The sequence below is a fragment of the Candidatus Eisenbacteria bacterium genome (genome assembly GCA_016930695.1).
Lineage (GTDB): Bacteria > Orphanbacterota > Orphanbacteria > Orphanbacterales > Orphanbacteraceae > JAFGGD01.
Genome location: JAFGGD010000034.1, coordinates 89,865 through 106,755 on the forward strand (window position 1 = coordinate 89,865; position 16,891 = coordinate 106,755).

Annotated in this window: 9 protein-coding genes; 7 read left to right on the plus strand and 2 right to left on the minus strand. The window is 66.1% G+C overall.

What is annotated here, in order from left to right; translation table 11 throughout:
- Window positions 1-50 precede the first annotated feature (50 nt).
- Window positions 51-2,054: a tetratricopeptide repeat protein gene (locus JW958_07910; protein ID MBN1826175.1), complete on the plus strand. Its 2,004-nt coding sequence runs from the start codon at window positions 51-53 to the stop codon at window positions 2,052-2,054.
- Window positions 2,055-2,126: 72 nt separating this feature from the next.
- The gene (locus JW958_07915; GenBank protein ID MBN1826176.1) at window positions 2,127-3,095 is read left to right on the plus strand and encodes a right-handed parallel beta-helix repeat-containing protein; all 969 of its coding nucleotides are present in this window, start codon (window positions 2,127-2,129) and stop codon (window positions 3,093-3,095) included.
- 88 nt (window positions 3,096-3,183) lie between these two features.
- On the opposite strand, the gene JW958_07920 is transcribed toward JW958_07915, so the two are convergent.
- Entirely contained in the window at window positions 3,184-5,673 is a 2,490-nt protein-coding gene (locus JW958_07920) for a hypothetical protein (GenBank protein ID MBN1826177.1), read from the minus strand.
- Between the two features lie 482 nt (window positions 5,674-6,155).
- On the opposite strand from JW958_07920, the gene JW958_07925 reads away from it, so the two are divergent.
- The 3 genes from JW958_07925 to JW958_07935 are packed head-to-tail and all read left to right on the plus strand — an operon-like array spanning window position 6,156 to window position 11,437.
- Window positions 6,156-7,523 (plus strand): sulfatase, encoded by a 1,368-nt coding sequence (locus JW958_07925; GenBank protein MBN1826178.1) that lies wholly within the window; start codon window positions 6,156-6,158, stop codon window positions 7,521-7,523.
- Window position 7,524: 1 nt separating this feature from the next.
- The gene (locus JW958_07930; protein ID MBN1826179.1) at window positions 7,525-8,856 is read left to right on the plus strand and encodes an alkaline phosphatase family protein; all 1,332 of its coding nucleotides are present in this window, start codon (window positions 7,525-7,527) and stop codon (window positions 8,854-8,856) included.
- The gene (locus JW958_07935) at window positions 8,840-11,437 is read left to right on the plus strand and encodes a DUF2723 domain-containing protein (protein MBN1826180.1); all 2,598 of its coding nucleotides are present in this window, start codon (window positions 8,840-8,842) and stop codon (window positions 11,435-11,437) included. Before JW958_07930 ends, JW958_07935 begins: the two co-directional genes overlap by 17 nt.
- Before the next feature lie 33 nt (window positions 11,438-11,470).
- On the opposite strand, the gene JW958_07940 is transcribed toward JW958_07935, so the two are convergent.
- On the minus strand, window positions 11,471-12,790 hold the full coding sequence (locus JW958_07940; protein MBN1826181.1) for a sensor domain-containing diguanylate cyclase: 1,320 nt from the start codon (window positions 12,788-12,790) through the stop codon (window positions 11,471-11,473).
- A 107-nt stretch (window positions 12,791-12,897) separates the two neighbouring features.
- Between JW958_07940 and JW958_07945 the strand changes: the two genes are divergently transcribed.
- The gene (locus JW958_07945) at window positions 12,898-14,433 is read left to right on the plus strand and encodes a hypothetical protein (protein MBN1826182.1); all 1,536 of its coding nucleotides are present in this window, start codon (window positions 12,898-12,900) and stop codon (window positions 14,431-14,433) included.
- On the plus strand, window positions 14,434-16,818 hold the full coding sequence (locus JW958_07950) for a hypothetical protein (GenBank protein ID MBN1826183.1): 2,385 nt from the start codon (window positions 14,434-14,436) through the stop codon (window positions 16,816-16,818).
- Window positions 16,819-16,891 lie beyond the last annotated feature (73 nt).

The window sequence follows — 16,891 nt, forward strand, 5'->3', positions numbered from 1 at the left end:
CCAGATCGCATATCTATTTTTGTGGCAACAGGTTAAGGGGCTTGAGGCCGATGAAATACCCGTCCAGACGAACCTCGCTCCTGCTGCTCCTCCTCCTTATCGGCAGCGCCCTACGATTCTTTCACATTTTTGACATGCGCGAATCACCGGTTTTCGACCGTCCGGTGATGGATCCCGCCTACCACCATGAATGGGCGCTCTCTCTGGTCGACGGAGACCCGATCACCGATGGGGAGCCCTACTTCCGCGCGCCTCTCTATCCCTATTTTCTCGCCGCCCTCTATCGATCGGGGGGGGATCCTCTGATCCGCGCGCGCGCCGCCCAGGCGATTTTTGGGGTTTTTTCGCTCTATCTTATTTATTTGCTTGGGTTAAGGGTTTTCAGCCCGGCCGTGGCGTTTCTCGCCCTCGGCATGGCGCTTCTCTACCCTCTCTTCCCCTATTTCGAGGGGGAACTGCTGATCACGTCACTCGTGGTCTTCTTGGACCTGCTTCTCTTGTTGCAACTCCTGCGGGCGGAAAAACTCGACCGAAGACGGGAGTGGGTGGTCGCCGGGGCGGTTCTGGGGTTGTCGGCGATCGCCCGCCCCAACGTTCTTCTCTTTGCCCCCGCCATACCGATCTGGTTGGCTTTTCTGCGGCGATGGGGACCCCGGGGAATCGCCGGCAGGACGCTTCTCACGGCGGCCGGCGCCCTGCTCCTGATCCTTCCGATTACGGTCCGAAACGCCCGGCAGGGGGATCCCGTGCTGATCGCCAGCCAGGGGGGGATCAATTTTTACTTGGGAAACCATCCAGGCGCGGACGGTTGGAGCGCGACCGCGCCGGGGATCCGCAAGGACTGGTGGGGGGGAATCGAGGATGCCCGCATCCTCGCCGAAAGAAGCGCCGGGCGGCCGCTCCGCGCCTCGGAGGTATCGGATTATTGGTATGGGCGCGGCCTCTCCTTCTTCCGCGAGCGGCCCGGAGAAGCGTTCCGTCTCCTTTTCCGGAAGACCTATCTGCTGGTTCGAGGCGGGGAACTCTCCAACAACCAGATCATCCCCTTCGCCGCGCGTTACTCCCGGGTGTTTCGCCTTCTCCCTCTCGGTTTCGGCCTGATCGTTCCTCTCGCCCTTCTGGGTATGCTCGGCGGCATCCGGGAGAAGAGAAGACTCCTTCTGGTTCTCTTTCTAGGTTTCTACTCTCTCTCCATCGTGAGCTTCTTCATCTGTTCCCGCTATCGAATGCCGCTTCTGCCGCCCCTTCTCCTCTTCGCGGCCGCCGCGCTCCTCCGCCTCGGCGGGGACCTGAGGAGGCGCCCCGCCCGCGCGGGAGGCGCGTTTCTTTTCTTGGGCGGCGCTCTTTTTCTTCTCAATCACGACTTCGGCGTTCCGGGACCCGTCAATTGGGCGTTGGGGTACCAGGGGGAGGGTCTCTCCCTTATGGAGCGCGGGGACTTGGATGCGGCGGAGGAGCGTTACCGCGCGGCGATCCGGATCGATCCGGGCTCCAGCGTGGCCCATCACGATCTGGGCGTTCTTCTTCGCCGAAGGGGGGACCTGGAGGGGGCGGTCGCCTCGATACGACTTTCCCTGACCCTGGACTCCCTGAATGTCGAGGCGTGGAATAATTTGGGCATCACCCTCGCCGCCGAGGGGAAGGCCTCCGAGGCGATCGATGCCTACAGGCGGGGGATCGCCCTGGACGATCGCAATCCCAATCTTCACGCCAATCTCGCGTTTCTCCTCCAGCAGGAGGGGCGCTACGAGGAGGCGATCGACGAGTACCGGTTCTTTCTCCGATCCGGGATCGCGGATGGGAGGATCCACGCCAATCTGGGTATGGCGCTGATCCGCGCGGGGAAGACGGCCGAAGGGGAGGAGGAACTGCGGCGAGGCGTGCGCGTTTCCCCCGGGCTACCCGGTCCGGTGATTCTGCTCGCCGATCACCTGGCCGCGACGGGGAGGGCCGGTGAGGCGATCGCCCTGCTCCGGGAGGCGGCGGCGCGTATGCCGGGCGACCGAACGATCGAGCGGAGGCTCGTCGCGCTGGAAAACGGAGCGGCGCCGTGATACAAAGAGAGCGGAAAGCGGGGGCCCGACGGCGGGTCATACGGTCGATGTTTCGGAACGAAAGGTGATTCGATGAAAGAACTCGTAGCTGCTGTTTTACTCGCCGCTCTGATGCTCCCCTTCGGAGCGGCGGCGAAAGACATCGCGGTACCCGGTGACGCCGCCACCCTGGAGGATGCCGTTCAATCGCTCGCCGACGGAGACCGGATCGTACTCGGTCCGGGCGAATACGGAGCGGGGTTGGTGATCCCCGAGGGAATCGGTTTCTCGCTTATCGGCCGGGATGGAGCCGAATCGACGGTGATCCGCCCCTCCGATCCGGCCATGAACACGGTGGTCGCCTATGGCGGAGGCGCGGCGCGCATCGAGGGGATCACCTTCGACATGAGCGAGGCAAAAGGTCTGTTCGCCGTTCTGCTGGCCGATCGCGAGGTGGCACTCCGGGATTGCCGCTTTCTCGGCGGCGCCGGCGTACGGATCGATTCCTGCGAGGGGGTTCTGGAAGGGAACAGCTTCGAGGGTTGCTTCGACGGGATCCGGATCGCCAACTCCCCTCTTCGGATCGACGGCAACCACTTCTCCGATTCCGAGCAATATGACATCACCTGCCGCGCATCGACGGCGGAAATCGTTCGAAACCGTTTCGTGAACACGGGGAACGCCTGCATCGTGATCGTGGGGAAACGGTACCATCCGACGGTGGGCGGCGCCCCCGGCAAGGGGAACGTGTTTCTCGGTAGTCAGTACCTGGTCGTCGCGAACCAGTCCCGCAACGAGATCGACGCGCGGTACAATTTCTGGGGACCCGTGCTCACTTCGACCATGAACCGTCTCGGCTACCCGGCCAACCTGGACGAGATCCAGGATTATTGGGACTCGGACAATCTGGCCGCGGGCAAAGTGGATTACCGGAACTGGTTGCAATCGGAGGACGATCGGGGAGGTTTCCCGATCCTTCAGGCGGTCCTCCTGGCGGCGGTGCTCGCGGTGCTGCTCTTCCTGCTCTTCCGCCTGGTTCGGAGACGCCGCGCCGCCGCTTGAGCGGAGCGCTCCGATCGTTCGAATCGTTTCGCGAAAAAGCCCCCGGAGGCACGTGGCCGCCGGGGGCTTCTCTTTACCGTCGTTCGAATCAGGGGAGGAGAACCACCTTGCGGGTCTCCGTCACGTCATCCCCGGTCGACATGCGTACCAGATAGATGCCGGCCGGCAGCCTGCGCCCCGAATCGTCCTCGCCCATCCAGAGGAACTCCCTCGCTTGATCGTCGTAGATCCCCTCGTAAGAGTGGACGGTGGGGAAGTGACGGACCCGCCGCCCTGCGATGTTATAGATGTCCACATGGACGGCGAGTTGGGAGTATTTGCCCGACACCATGCTCCCGGCCGGCGCGTAAGAGGCCGTGGGAGGGGTCCAGATCTCGTTGTCGCCCGGCTTTCCCGACCCGCCGCTGTAACGCGCGTTGAGAGGGCCCTTGGGGACATGGAAGGAGATGATCGCTCCGTCCGGGTGTTTCCGCGGGGAGAAGGGATTGGGGGTGATCCGCGAGAGGTGCTCATTTTTCGCGATCGGCGCGGGAGCGTTCACCCCGGATGTCCAGTTCCAGGAAATCCCGAGCGCCGACCCTTCCAACCGGTAGACGTATCGTTCACCCGGCCGGGTGCCCTCGTCGACGATGGTTTTCCGCGAATCCGACTCGAGGGGGAACTGGTCGATCATCGTTTCGTTCCCCGCGCTGTCCCGCCGGTAGAGCTTCCCCTGGGCGCCGAAGGTTCCCCCGCGGATCCGATAGGAGATGGACACTTTCCCTTCGAAATCGGGTTCGGCGATGAAATCGTGCAGGGCGATCGCCTTGACGAAGATGGAGTCGCGATACTGGGCGCCGCCGATGGAAGGAAGTCCTTGCGAGTTGACCGCTCGGATGGTGAGCGTGTGCATCCCCCCGGTGAGGGAATCGGGGACGAAGTTGAAATGGACCCGCGTCGAATCCCCCCCCCAGCCGCCTTCGGGGTCGGCGTACATCCATAGTTCGTGGTAGACGATGTCGTCGCCGTCCCTCTCGGAGTAGAGCATGTCGTCCACCCGGTAGATGACGTGATGGATCGTGTTGAAGGTGATGTTGTTCCTGCCGAGCGTTTTCCCCAAGTCTCCCATGGGCAGGCCCGAAGCGTTGGCCTGGTTGACGCGCGGCGATACGGCGGCGATGCCGGTGATGTTCGGGAAGACCGTGGTGATCGTGTCCGGAATTCCATCGACGACGATCCGCGGGCGGGTGTCCAGAATATCCCATATCCCGTTGGTGTCCGCGTCCCACACGCCCATCTGGCCGAGTGTGTATTTGCAGGTGGCGTCGGTCGGCACGTTCATGCAGCAGGGGACGGGCGTGATGTTCATGCAGGTGTAATCTCGGTTGAGGCTGTTCAGGTTCATGACGCCGTGATAACCGGAGCGGACGTGGCAGGGGGTGCTCGTCCCGCCGGAGCGGTACTCGTCCAGCGCCCAGAAGGTGTGGGCCGATTCGTGGATGATCAGGTGCGCAAGGGAATAGGGGCGGTTGCTGATCGTCCCGTTGTATCCGGAGGGGACCACCAGGAAGGGACCACCGAGGTGGGCGTAGGCGGTGTAGCCGGGCCCGAGACCGTTCACCTCTTTGACGATGAAGAAGACGACGCCCCACTCGGACTGGAATTTCGTGCGGAGAGAATCGAGGAGTTCATAAACCCCGGCGTTGGGGATCGGAACGTTGAGGAACTTCCCCAACCCCTGGCCCGTATAGCCGAGGGCAAGCATCGCCTCTTCCACCCAGTCTTCTTCTTTGTACATCGGGTGGAGCTGATGGAAGTTCCGGGAAACGGGGACGTTGTTGTAAAACCGGTGGACGAAACGGACGCCGGGACCCGCGTAGGTGTGCGCCCAGAAATCGCAGGCGGCTCGGACGTTTTCATGGATCGGAATGATCTCGCCGTCCGAGAAGCTCCCCCCGTCCGAATCGAGGAGGATGGTGGCGACGGCGACCTTCTCCATCAGAATTTCCGAGGTTTGAAAGATGTTGGCCCCGAAGGCTCTGCCGTATACCTTGTCTCCCTGCACTTTCGACCACGCGGCGTGGGCCTCGGCGGGGATCTCAACCGGCGGAAGCAGGATGTCCTCGAATTCCTCGGCGCCCGCCTTGCCGGCGCCGGGATTCTCCCTCGGGAGAAGTTCCCTGTTCCACGATTCGATCACGTCCGCCCAGCGCCTCGCCTGTTTGCCCGGCGCGGGGCGCGCCGGCTTGCGATGGAGCGCCTCTACGCGCGGGTCGGCGCGCAGGTCGGACTCGATCAAGGCCGGAACGTCGCCGATCAGGAGATCGGGCGGATAGACGTTGGGGAACCAGGCTCCTTCCCGCTCCCACTCCTCCACGAATGACCAGAGTTCATCGATGGAATCGACGCGGAGGAGCAGCAGGGCGTCCCCCGTATCGCGGCCGAAATCGGTGGGGGCGTGTCCTTGCGGACCCTCGGCGTGGAGGGAGGGCGGAACGAGAAGGAGGAACAGCATCGAGAACAGGATCGCGCCGGTTCTCGCCGCGCGGTTCGGTAGCACACCGCCGCGCGCTTCGGGATCCAACCGATGGCGCTTCATGGGTCATCCCCCCTCGTTAGGCAGCGAACAACTGATTGTACACTCTCAATTTACAAACACTGCGCTTGATCGTCAACGCCGTCCGATCCCTTTCGGGATTCCGGGCTCCGATGTTCTCCTGAATAAAAGACGAGTAAATACCCCCGATTTGTTCGGTTCTTTCCTCGGCCCGATCAATCCTTTTTCGCCTTCCGGGGGGTGCGGGCCATATCCGTCATAATTCCAATGTGTTACGAGTTTTGCCGGATGGTCGTCCCTCACTTCCTCTCACTAGGCAGGATAGGGGATGATCGTCTCCCCGCCGTCTCTCGGACCCGAGGCCCGCAGTCTCTTTTACTTTTTCCGAAATCAAGGGGAACGGGCGACCCGCGGCCGGGTTCTTGTCGATAGGGACCGGGATCGGGAGGGGATCCCGCGGAGTAACGCTTTTGGGTGTGCGCCAAGCGGCCCGATCCGATAGTTTAGAGAGAGGGAGGAAACGGATGTCGCGGCGGCTCGGAATCGTTCTTCTTGTGGGGATCGCCCTCGCCTGCGCCGGCAAGCCCGGGGAGAAGGCGCGCGGCGTCCTGCTGGTCACCATCGACACCTGCCGGGCGGATCGGATCGGCGCCTACGGAAACGGCGCCGCCTGCACGCCCACGCTCGACCGGCTCGCCCGGGAGGGAGCGCAGTTCGCCGATTGTTTCGTCCAGGTTCCCACCACTCTTTCCTCACATGCGACGATCCTCACCTCCCTCTACCCGCGCACCCACGGCGTGCCGAGGAACGGTTTCACTCTCGGGGAGGATGTCCGCACGGTGACGCAGGTTTTCGCCGAGAGGGGCTTCCGGACCGCCGCCTTCGTCGGCGCTTTCCCCCTCAGCAGGAGCTTCGGGCTCGATCGGGGATTCGAGGTGTACGACGACGATACCGAGTCGCGGCCGGAGGGGGGGGAGTTGGAGAGGAGCGCGGACCGCGTGACGGAGCGCGCCGTGGAATGGCTCGCCGGAGTGGGGGACGAGCCCTTCTTTCTCTGGGTGCACTATTTCGATCCTCACTGGCCCTACGCGCCGCCCGAACCGTACGGGCGGGTGCGACGCCCGCCGTCCACCCCATACGACCCGGCGGATCTGGACGACGTGATGGCGATCCGCTTCGGCCGCGTCCCCTTCGGCGGTGACGATCTGGAGGCGTTCTTCGCCGCCTATGACGGGGAGATCGCCTTCGTGGACCGGAACCTGGATCGGCTTCTCGATGCGGTGCCGGAGAAGAGGCGGGGGGACCTGCTCACGGTGGTGACCGGCGACCACGGCGAGGGTTTCGGCGAGCATCGGTACTGGTTCGATCACGGCGATTTTCTTTGGGAGAGCTCGATCCACGTCCCGCTCATTTTACACGCGCCCCTGCTGATCGGGGGAGGGCGTCTGGTCGAGGGGCCGGTCCGCCTTCTCGATCTGGCGCCCACGATCCTCGAGGCGGCGGGGATCGGCGCGCCCGGTCATTACGAAGGGGAGAGCCTGATGCCCGCGCTCTCCGGGCGTCTCGATTCGCGGATCGTAATCAGCGAGGCGAGCAAGCCCTGGAACGTGGAGATGCGCGGCGAGTACCGGAACGCCTACAAGTCGAAATCGGTCCGCACGGACCGATGGAAATACATGGTCACCCCCTATCAGGGAAAGACCGAACTCTACGATCTGGAGGAGGATCCTCGGGAAGGCCGCAACCTGATTCACAGGGAGCAGGAGGAGGCGGAGCGGCTCTCGAAAACCCTGCTCGATTGGATCCATCAGAAAGACCCCCGCGTCGAGGCGGAGGACCTGACCGCGGACGACGAGATTCGGGAGAAACTGAAATCGCTCGGGTATTTTTGATATGAAACGAATTCTATCGGCCCTTCCGCTCCTTCTCGCGTTGGCGGGGTGCTCCGGCCGCGAAACGCCGCTGCCGGAACGGATCGTTCTGCTCGGCGTGGACGCCGCCGATCCGCGGATCCTCGAAGCGCTTCGTTCCCGAGGGGAACTTCCCCACTTCGACCGGCTCATGCGGGAAGGGGTGGTCATGGACCTGGCCGTCGATCCCCCCCTCTTCTCGCCCCGGGTATGGACGACCCTCTTGACCGGCTTCCATTCCGACCACCACGGCGTGGAGAGCTTCACCCTACCCGTCGGCGAGGAGGGGAAGCGGATTCCGGTCACCTCCAACCTGGTCCGCCGGCGCCGTGTGTGGGACATTTTCGGCGAGGCGGGGATCGACGTAGGCGTGGTCGGTCACTGGGTCACCTGGCCGGCGGAGCCGGTGAACGGCTTTCTCCTCTCCAACTACACATGGCCCCCGGCGCACGGCTTCGAGAAGGAGTGGGAGCCGGACGCGTCCTGGGACAGCATCGGCGCACGCACATGGCCGGAGGGGCTCGAGGAAACGGTCGGCGACGCGGTCGGGGAGGAACGCTACTTTCGGGAGGCGGACTTCCGGGGCGCGGATCGCCTCGACCCGGCGCTCCGCCACTTTCTCCGCAAGGACCTCGCATTCGCGAACGCCGGTTTCGCGCTCTGGGAAGAGCGACGCCCCCGCTTTTTTACGCTTTATCTGGAAAGCACCGATTTCTTTCCCCATAGACTTTGGATGTTTCACCGGTACTATGAGGCCACGCGCCACGGCGGCTCCATGGAGGGGCTGCCCGTTCCGGACCCGACCCCGCCGGATCGGATGACCGAGACGCTCGGCCCGATGGTGGGGGAGACCTACCGGCTCGCGGACCGGGTGCTCGGCGCCGTGCTGGAGAGGGTGGACCTCTCCCGCGATGTCGTCGTGGTCGTTTCCGATCACGGCTTCCGCACCTACGGTGAGGGGACGGAGGTCCATGTCGGGGACGAGCGGTGGATGGAGATCCCCTTCTGGCACGGCGAAACCGGTTTGCTGATCGCGGCCGGGCCCCCTTTCCGCCGGGGCGCGCGGGGCGGTGCGGTTCGGCCCGAGGATTTGACCCCGCTTCTCCTCGCCGCCGCCGGGCTTCCCGTGGGCAGGGACATGGACGGCCGCGTGCCGGAGGAGGCGCTGGACCGGCGTTTTTTACGGGACCACCCGGTTCTTCGCGTCGCGACCTACGAGAAGGATGAGGGGATGGGGAGCGAGGAGCGGCCGATCGAGTCCCCCTTCGACGACGAGGTGCGGGATAAGTTGAGGGCTCTTGGATACATCGATTGAAACACCCGCCGCGGCGCGGACCGCCCTGGTCGCTTTCCTCGCCGCCCTCGCGCTCTACGCGGCAACCGTCGCCCCGTCGATCGTTCCGGGGGACGGGCCGGAGTTGACCGTGGCGGCTTGGTCGCTCGGCGTGCCTCATCCCTCCGGGTATCCGACCTACACCCTTCTCGGCAGGCTGTTCTGTCTCCTCCCGATCGGGCCGGTCGCTTTGCGTATGAATCTATTCGCCGTCCTGGCCGGCGCCGGCGCCGTCGGGCTTCTCGCCGGGTGGCTTCGCGGGTGCGGCGCGGGGCGGGCGGCTGCCGGGATCGCCGCCGCGGCGGTCGGCACGGGTCTCACCTTCTGGCGGGAGTCGACCTCTGCGGAGGTCTACACCCTCTCCGCCCTCTTCCTCGCCCTTCTTCTGGTGCTGCTCCCCGAGCGCCCGAACGGGCGGCGGTGGCTTCTGGGGGGATACGTCTGGGGGCTGGCGCTCACGAATCACATCGCCCTCGCCCTTCTCGCCCCGGCCTGGCTGATCCAGGCGGCGCGCCGAGGCCGCCCGTCGCGGGGCACGCTCGCGGCGTCGGCGCTGCTCTTCCTCATGGGGCTCACTCCCTATCTCGTCCTCCCGGTTCGCGCGTCTCTCCATCCGCTCTGGAACTGGGGGAATCCCTCCACGGTGGATGGGCTTCTCGCCCACGTCACCGGCCAAGGATACTGGGATTATCTGGGTGGCGGGGGCCTCTCCCGGGTTTGGGCGTGGGCGTCCGGGCTCTCCTGGCAGATGAGCCCTCTCCTGTGGGTCGCTCTCCCTTTGGGGCTACTCCTCCTCCGGCGGGGGCGGCGGGACCTTCTTCTTCTCGTACTCGGCGGTTCCCTTCTCAGCCTCGGTTACACCTTTCACTTCGGAATCCACGATCCCGAGGCGTATTTTCTCCCGGTCTATCTGCTCTTCGCGCTTCCCTTCGCGCTCGCCGTCGACGGGGGGGCGCGGCGTTTCGGGCCGTGGGCGCTCGTCGCCGCCGCGCTGCTGGTCGGCGCGCAGGCGGTCCGGAACGCGCCGCTCGATAACCGCCGCGGGCCTGGGATTCTCGCCCGCTTCGTCGAGGACGCCCTCGCCGCCGTCGAGGAGGGGGGGGGCCTCGTGACCGAGGGGGACGCGGAAACCTTCGGATTAGTTTATAGTACGACGGTTGAGAAAAAAAGAACCGACGTCACCCTTTGGAATCCCGTTCTGGACATCCTGCCCGAGGGGCCTCTCTTTCGGGCGGTTCCCCCGCGGGGGCGCGGGCCCCTCTGGAAGGGGGAGACGCTCCGGCGCGCGATCGCCGGGGGGAGGCCGGTCTACACGATCATCGAGAGCGACCCACTCCGCCCGGCGGGGGCGCGCCTCGAGCCGTGGGGGATCCTCTACCGGTATCTGCCGACCGGGGTCCCGGTGCCGGATAGCCGGGACGCGCTCTGGGCGAGGATCGAGGCGGAAGGGTATCCCCGGATCGGGCGGGGGGACGGCTATCTGTCGAAAATCCTCGCCGCGACCTATCCTCTCCAGAGGGCCAGGCACCTTCTCCTTCGGGGCGCGCGTGAGGAAGCCCTCCTCCTGATCGGGGAGGCCGCGAGGATCGGTGATGGGATCGCGCCGGTTTTAAACAACGCCGCCCTCGCCTACCGCCGCGCCGGCGAGAACGACAGAGCCCGCTCCCTGCTCGCCCGGGCGGAGGAGACCGCCTCGGATCTCCTGCCGACGATCAACCTCGCCCGCATCGACCGGGAGGAGGGACTCGGGGATCGGGCGGAAGAGCGTTACCGGCGCGTCGCCGAAGCGGACCGGCGGCTACGCTACACGGCACTTCTGGAGCTGGGAGAACTGCTCCTCGAAACGGGACGTGCGGAGGAAGCGGATCTCCTCTTCCAGGACGCGGAGGTGGAGCGCCCGGGCGAGACGGCGCCGATCCTCGGCATGGCCCGCGCGCGGATCGAAAGGGGGGATCTGGCGGGGGCGGCCCCCCAGTTGGCCCGCGCCGACCACATCCGCCCCGGCATGATCCGGATCGGTGATTTCCTCGTCGCCGATTGGAGGGAGAGGAGCGGCGACCCGGACGAAGCGGAGAGGATCTACCGCGTCCTCGCCGGCGATCCCCCCCGGGACGCCGAAGCGCTCCGTCTCCTGGCGCTCCTCCGTTCCGAGAGGGGCGCCCCGGAGGAGGCGGACTCTCTCTTCGACGAGGCGCGGCGTCTGGATCCCGCCGATCCGGAGACGGACAACGCCGAGGCGTGGGCGCTCTATCGGAGAGGCGGCGACCCGGAGAGGGCGCTCCTTCTCGTCCGGCGCGCGCGGGAAAAAGACGGTTCGAACGCTTCCTACGCGGACACGGAGGGGGCGATTCTCCTCCGGCTCGGCCGGAACGAGGAGGCGGTCGACGTCCTCCGCGAGGCGTTTCGTCTCGGCCTCCGAAACGCCGCCCTCCGCTACCGACTCGGTGTCGCTCTCGCTCGGAGCGGACGTTCGGGAGAGGCGGCGCCTCACCTCCGCATCGCCCTTTCCCTCGACCCAAAATCGCCGCACGCCGCCGAAGCGCGGAAGATTCTTTCGAAGTAAAAAAAGGAGAAAAGCGGCGGGCGGTCGCGCCGGTCAGGTGCGGGCGTGGCTGTCGTTCCAGAAGACGACCCGGTTCTTGCCTAAGCGTTTCGCCTCATAGAGCGCCTGGTCCGATCTCTGCAGCAACTCGCGGCGAACCGTGTCCGGATCGGCCGTTTCGCCGGCGTGGTCGGGGTAGAGGGAAACGCCGAGGGATGTGGTGAGGCGGAACTCGGCGTGACCCGGTTCGGGGACGGGGAGATCCTCCACCAGGGAGCGGAGTCGTTCGCAGATCACCTTCGCCTGCTCCCGGGACGCGCCGGGGAGGAGAATGGCGAACTCTTCGCCGCCGTAGCGCGTCACCATGTCGATCTTCCGCACGTTTTCCTGAAGGATCCGGGCGACCCGAGTAAGCACCGTGTCCCCCACGAGGTGGCCGTAGCGGTCGTTTACCTGTTTGAAGTTGTCCAGATCCACCATGACCAGCGCCAGGAAGAGGCTCTCCCGGTTCGCCCGTTCCACCTCGCGCAGCACCTGTTGTTCGAAGAAACGGCGGGAGAAAACGCCGGTCAGGATGTCCACGTAGATCAGCTTTTCCAGATCCCGGGCGTTCCGAATCCGTCCGGCGGCGAGCATCGCGAGGAGGGAGAGGACGCCCAATTCCTCCTCGCCGAAGGGATGCACGGCGGCGTGGTGAACCTCGAGGACGCCGAATATCTCCTCGCCGGCGCGGAGCGGCAGGACCGCCGCCGAGCCGAGACCCTCCCGGCGGGCCCACTCGCGGAGGTCTTCGTCGGCGCCGAGATCGGGTATGTAAAGGGGTTCGCCTCCGGCGAGAAGATGATCCCGGAAATGCTCCGTGATCCGGGATGTGCGCCAGGAATCGAAGAGACCGGGTACCGGGTCCTCACCGTCGAGGGTGAGAAAACGAACCCGCTCCGGATCGAGGGCGCGGCGGAGGTACTCGGCGATTTTGCGGAGCGCGTCGCCCAGGTCTTCCTCGGAGGCGCGGGTGGCGACGCCGGTGAGGACCGATTCGAGCGACTCCCCCTTCCCCTCGGCGGCGTAGCTTGCGGTGAGAAGGGGCCGGAAGCGGAAGGCGTAGTCGGGCGCCGTCTTTTCCGGAGGCCGGAGCACGACCTTGAGGAGGCTGCGGCGGTCGTGGTAGACTACGCCATCCGAGTTCTCCCGTCCGCGCACGAAGAACCCCCGCGCCGCGAGTCTCTCGAGCACCAGGTTCGCGGTCTCCCAGAGCCGCCGCGGCGATTCGTCCCCGAGGGACTCCTCCACGAGCCGGCGGGCCCCCTCGCCCAGGAGATGGACGGGGAGAACCTCTTCCAGCAAGCGGCGGTAGTCGGTGTTCTTGTTCTTCATGTGACGCTCCAGCGTACGATATACCATAGCAATTGTATCATTATGTGCATAGAAGAGACAACCATCGGGATCGCGGCGGCCGGTGACGCCCCCTCCGGGACTGTGCTATGCTCGGGCGCGCCCGCGCGCGGAGGAGGTGGGGAACCATCGTAGAACGACGCTCCGAGCTGTTTTTTCTCGCGGTTTTCGCGCTCGCCTTTCTTTTGCACGTCCACCTGTTTCACTACACCGTGGACGACGCCTTCATCTCCTTCCGTTACGCCCGGAACCTGGCGGAGGGGACGGGTCTGGTGTTCAACCCGGGCGAGCGGGTGGAAGGATACACCAACTTCCTGTGGACCGTCCTTCTCGCCGCGGGGATGAAGTCGGGACTCGACCCGCTCCCACTCTCCCGCTGGCTCGGCACCCTTTCCGGGCTCGCCCTTATCGGCGCCGCCTGGCGTTTTCTCCGTCGCCGCCTTCCGGACGGTTCGCTCGCCCTACTCGCCCCCGTCCCCCTCGCGGCGAGCGGCGCTCTCGCCCTCTGGAGCGGCGCAGGCCTGGAAACGGTCCCCTACACGCTTCTGATCTTTACCGGCGCGGCGGCGGCGACCGGATCGGATCGCCGTTCCTGGCTCTTCCCTTCCGCCCTCTTCGCTCTCGCCGCGCTCACCCGACCCGAGGGGGCGCTCATCTACGCCGTGGTGACGGCGGACCGTATGGCGCAAAGGCGCCTCGGGTTCCGGCGCGCCCTCCCGGGCCTTCTCCTCTTCCTCGCCGCGGTGGGGGGGCACGAGGTTTGGAGGATCGCCTACTACGGCGATCCCCTTCCGAACACTTTTTACGCCAAGACCGGGGGGGGCGTCGACGCCGCCGGGCGCGGTCTGCGGTATCTTTGGCGTTACTTTTGCCCCGCCGGGGGATGGGCGCTCCTGGCGCCGCTCCCGCTTCTCCTCATCGGGACGAGGCGTTCCTGGGAGAGAACCTTCGCGGCGGTTCTTCTGTTCCAATTACTTTATGTGATTGCCGTCGGCGGCGACTCGCTCCCCTTCTTTCGTTTTCTCGTGCCGGCGCTCCCTTTCCTGGCGGCGCTCGCCGTGGCCGGGCTGGACCGGCTCTTCTCCTTCCGTGAGGGAAACGTCGGCGCGGTTCGACTGATCGCCCTCGCGGTCCTTCTCGCCCTTCCGCTTCATGCCTCCTTCCGCGGCGAAGCGGTCCGTTTTCTGGGCGAGGACCGGGACCGGGTGGAGCTCCATTGGAAGGTGATCGGCCGCTGGCTCGCCGCGAACGCCGACCCGGAGGCGACCATCGCCGTCACCACCGCCGGAGCGATCCCCTATTCTTCGGGCCTCAAGACCATCGACATGCTGGGGATCACGGACCGGCACATCGCCCGGCGGCGGATGCCGGAGATGGGGAAGGGCTACGCGGGACACGAAAAGCACGACATGGGATACGTTCTGGACCGCCGGCCCGATTACATCCTCCATTACACCTTCCTCCTCCCCGAGCCGGTTTTCACCACCGGGCAGTTTCGCACCCCCTGGAATCGGGGGTTGGAGGAACTCCTGACCGACGAACGGTTCGATCGGGAATACCGGGGGCGATCGGCGCCGATCGGCCGGATGTATTTCGTTTATTTCCAAAGAAAGGAGGAGGGTTAGGTGCGTGTTTCGGGCTCGCTCCGGAAGCCGGCGCTTTGGGCGCTACTTCCGCTCCTCCTGGTGACCGGTTCGCGGATCCTGTCGAGCCCCGATCTGGGGTGGCACATCCGCGCCGGCGAGAGGATCGTTTCGGAGCGCGCGATCCCGAGCACCGACGACTTCTCCTACACGCGGGAGGGGGAACGCTGGTGGGTGAATCAGCCGCTGGCGGAGGTCCTTTTTTACGGCGTCCACGAGCGGTTCGGCCCGGCGGGGCTCGTCGTTTTCCGCGCGGCGGTGATCCTGGCGATTTTCCTCTCGCTTCTCGCGACGGCGGGGACGCGAAACGAGACGGCCGCCGCCGCCGCTCTTCTCTTGGCGCTTCTGGCTTCGGTCTCCCATTTCCTGGTCCGCCCTTTCCTGCTGTCGGCGCTCTTTCTCGCCCTCACCGGCCTCGCGGTGGAGAGGCACCGCCGGCGCGGCGATCGCGGGATTTATCTGCTCGTCCCCCTCTTCGCGCTTTGGGCGCAGGTCCACCCCGGTTTCCTCTACGGCGCGGGTCTTCTCGGCGCCGCCATGACGGGGGAGTGGATCCGCCGCCGCGTCCCCTTCCTTCGCGGGGACCGAAAACCGTTGACGAACGAAGCGATTCGGCGGCTCTGGATCGGCGGCGGAGCGGCGGCCGGCGCGGCGCTCGCCTCGGGCGCGCTCCTGAACCCCTCCGGAGTGTCCGCCGTGATCCTCCCCCTGGGTTTGATGCGGACCGGTTACTTCTTCACCGTGCTGAACGAGTTCCAGCCCGCCGATCTCTGGCGGGACCGTTTCTTCTTCGCCCTCCTCTCGGCGGCGGTCTTGTCGGTGTTCCCCCGGCGTCGAAGGGACGCGACGGAGATTCTTTCGATCGCGATTTTCGCCCTCTTCGCCGTTCGGGCTGTGCGGGTCATCCTCCCCTTCGCGGTGGTGGCGGCGCCGATCGCCGCCCGCAACCTGGCCGGCCCGGCGGACCGCTTTTTCGCCGACCGGCGCGCCATGGGCCGCGTGTTGCGCTACGCCGCCTCCGCCGGGATCCTGATTCTCGCCGCGTGGTGGTGGCGGAGCGATCCGAACCGTTTCCCCCTCGGCGCGTCCGGCCCGGACTCGCTCTGGGCGCGGGTGAACTACCCGATCGAGACCTATCGCTTCCTCCGAGAGGAAGAACTCCCCGGCGAGGTGTTTCACCCGGACCGTTACGGCGGCTCTTTCATCTGGTACTTCTACCCGGAGCGGAAGTGCTTCGTCGACGGGCGTGTGGAGGTGTACGGAGAGGAGTTCTGGCGGGACGAGTATTTCCGCGTTCTCGCCTGCGGCCCCGGTTGGGAGGAGAGGCTCCGGCGTTACGGCGTGAACACGTTGCTGCTGCGAATCGGCACGCCCGCCGGAATGGATCGGATCGGCGCGGCGATCCCGGAGAGTCCCGCGTGGGCGCCGGTCGATTTTGATGATTACGTGATGGTGTATGTGCGAAGGGAATCGATCGATCCGGAACATCTCGCGCGTATCGAAATAGACGCGGTCGACCCGATGCGCGGCCCCCTCCCGCGGAGCGCCGCGGAGGAGCGGGCCGCCGCGGAGGACCTGGAGAGAATGCACCGCCGTTCCGGCGCGGCGAGGCCGCTCTTCTTCCTCGTCCGCCTCTGGGAGAGGCGGGAGGCGTGGGAGAGGATCGCGGACCTCCCCGACGAGGACTGGGAGACGCCGGGAAACCCGGCGATACGCGCGGCGCTCCGGAACGCCCGTGGAGAGGCCCGTTTCCGCCTCGGGAGGTTCGACGAGGCGGAGGCGGACTGGAAACGCGCCGCCGGCGATCCGTGGGCGTCGCGTAACCGGTCGCTTATCGGCGCCCTCCGGAGGGGGTCCCTCGATCGATACGCCGTGGAGACGCCGGGGCGCGCGGCGGAGCTGGGGCGTGCGGCGGGTCTCCTCCTCGACGCGGGGAGCGAGGAAGAGGCGGCGCGCCTCCTTCGCGAAGCGGCTCGTCTCGAACCGCTTTTTTCGGCGCATCGGAACGCCCTCGCCTGGGTACTCCTCGAGAGGGGAGCGGACGAGGCGGAAGCGCTTCGGGAGGCGCGCGAGGCGGTCCGACTCGATCCGCGCGACGGCTACGCTCGGGGGACGCTGGCGCGGGCCCTCGGCGCCGCGGGCGATCGCGCGGGGGCGGAGAGGGAGATGCGCCGGGCGATCGAGCTGCTCCCCCCCGAGGCGTACATCATGGCGGCGCGGGAACGGGGGAGGCTCGCCCTCTTTCTACGGGAGAACGGGGACGAGTCTTCCCTGGCCGAAGCGGCGCTGCTCGCCGCCGAGGCGCTCCGCCTCGATCCGGAGACGAAGGAAAGGGACCAACTGAGCGTTCTCGCCGGCGCCCTCTGACGGCACCCCGGGTCCCCGTCCCCCTGAAAGCAAGGTAGTGCGCGCCGGGAAGAGAAGAAACTCCCTCGGGAGA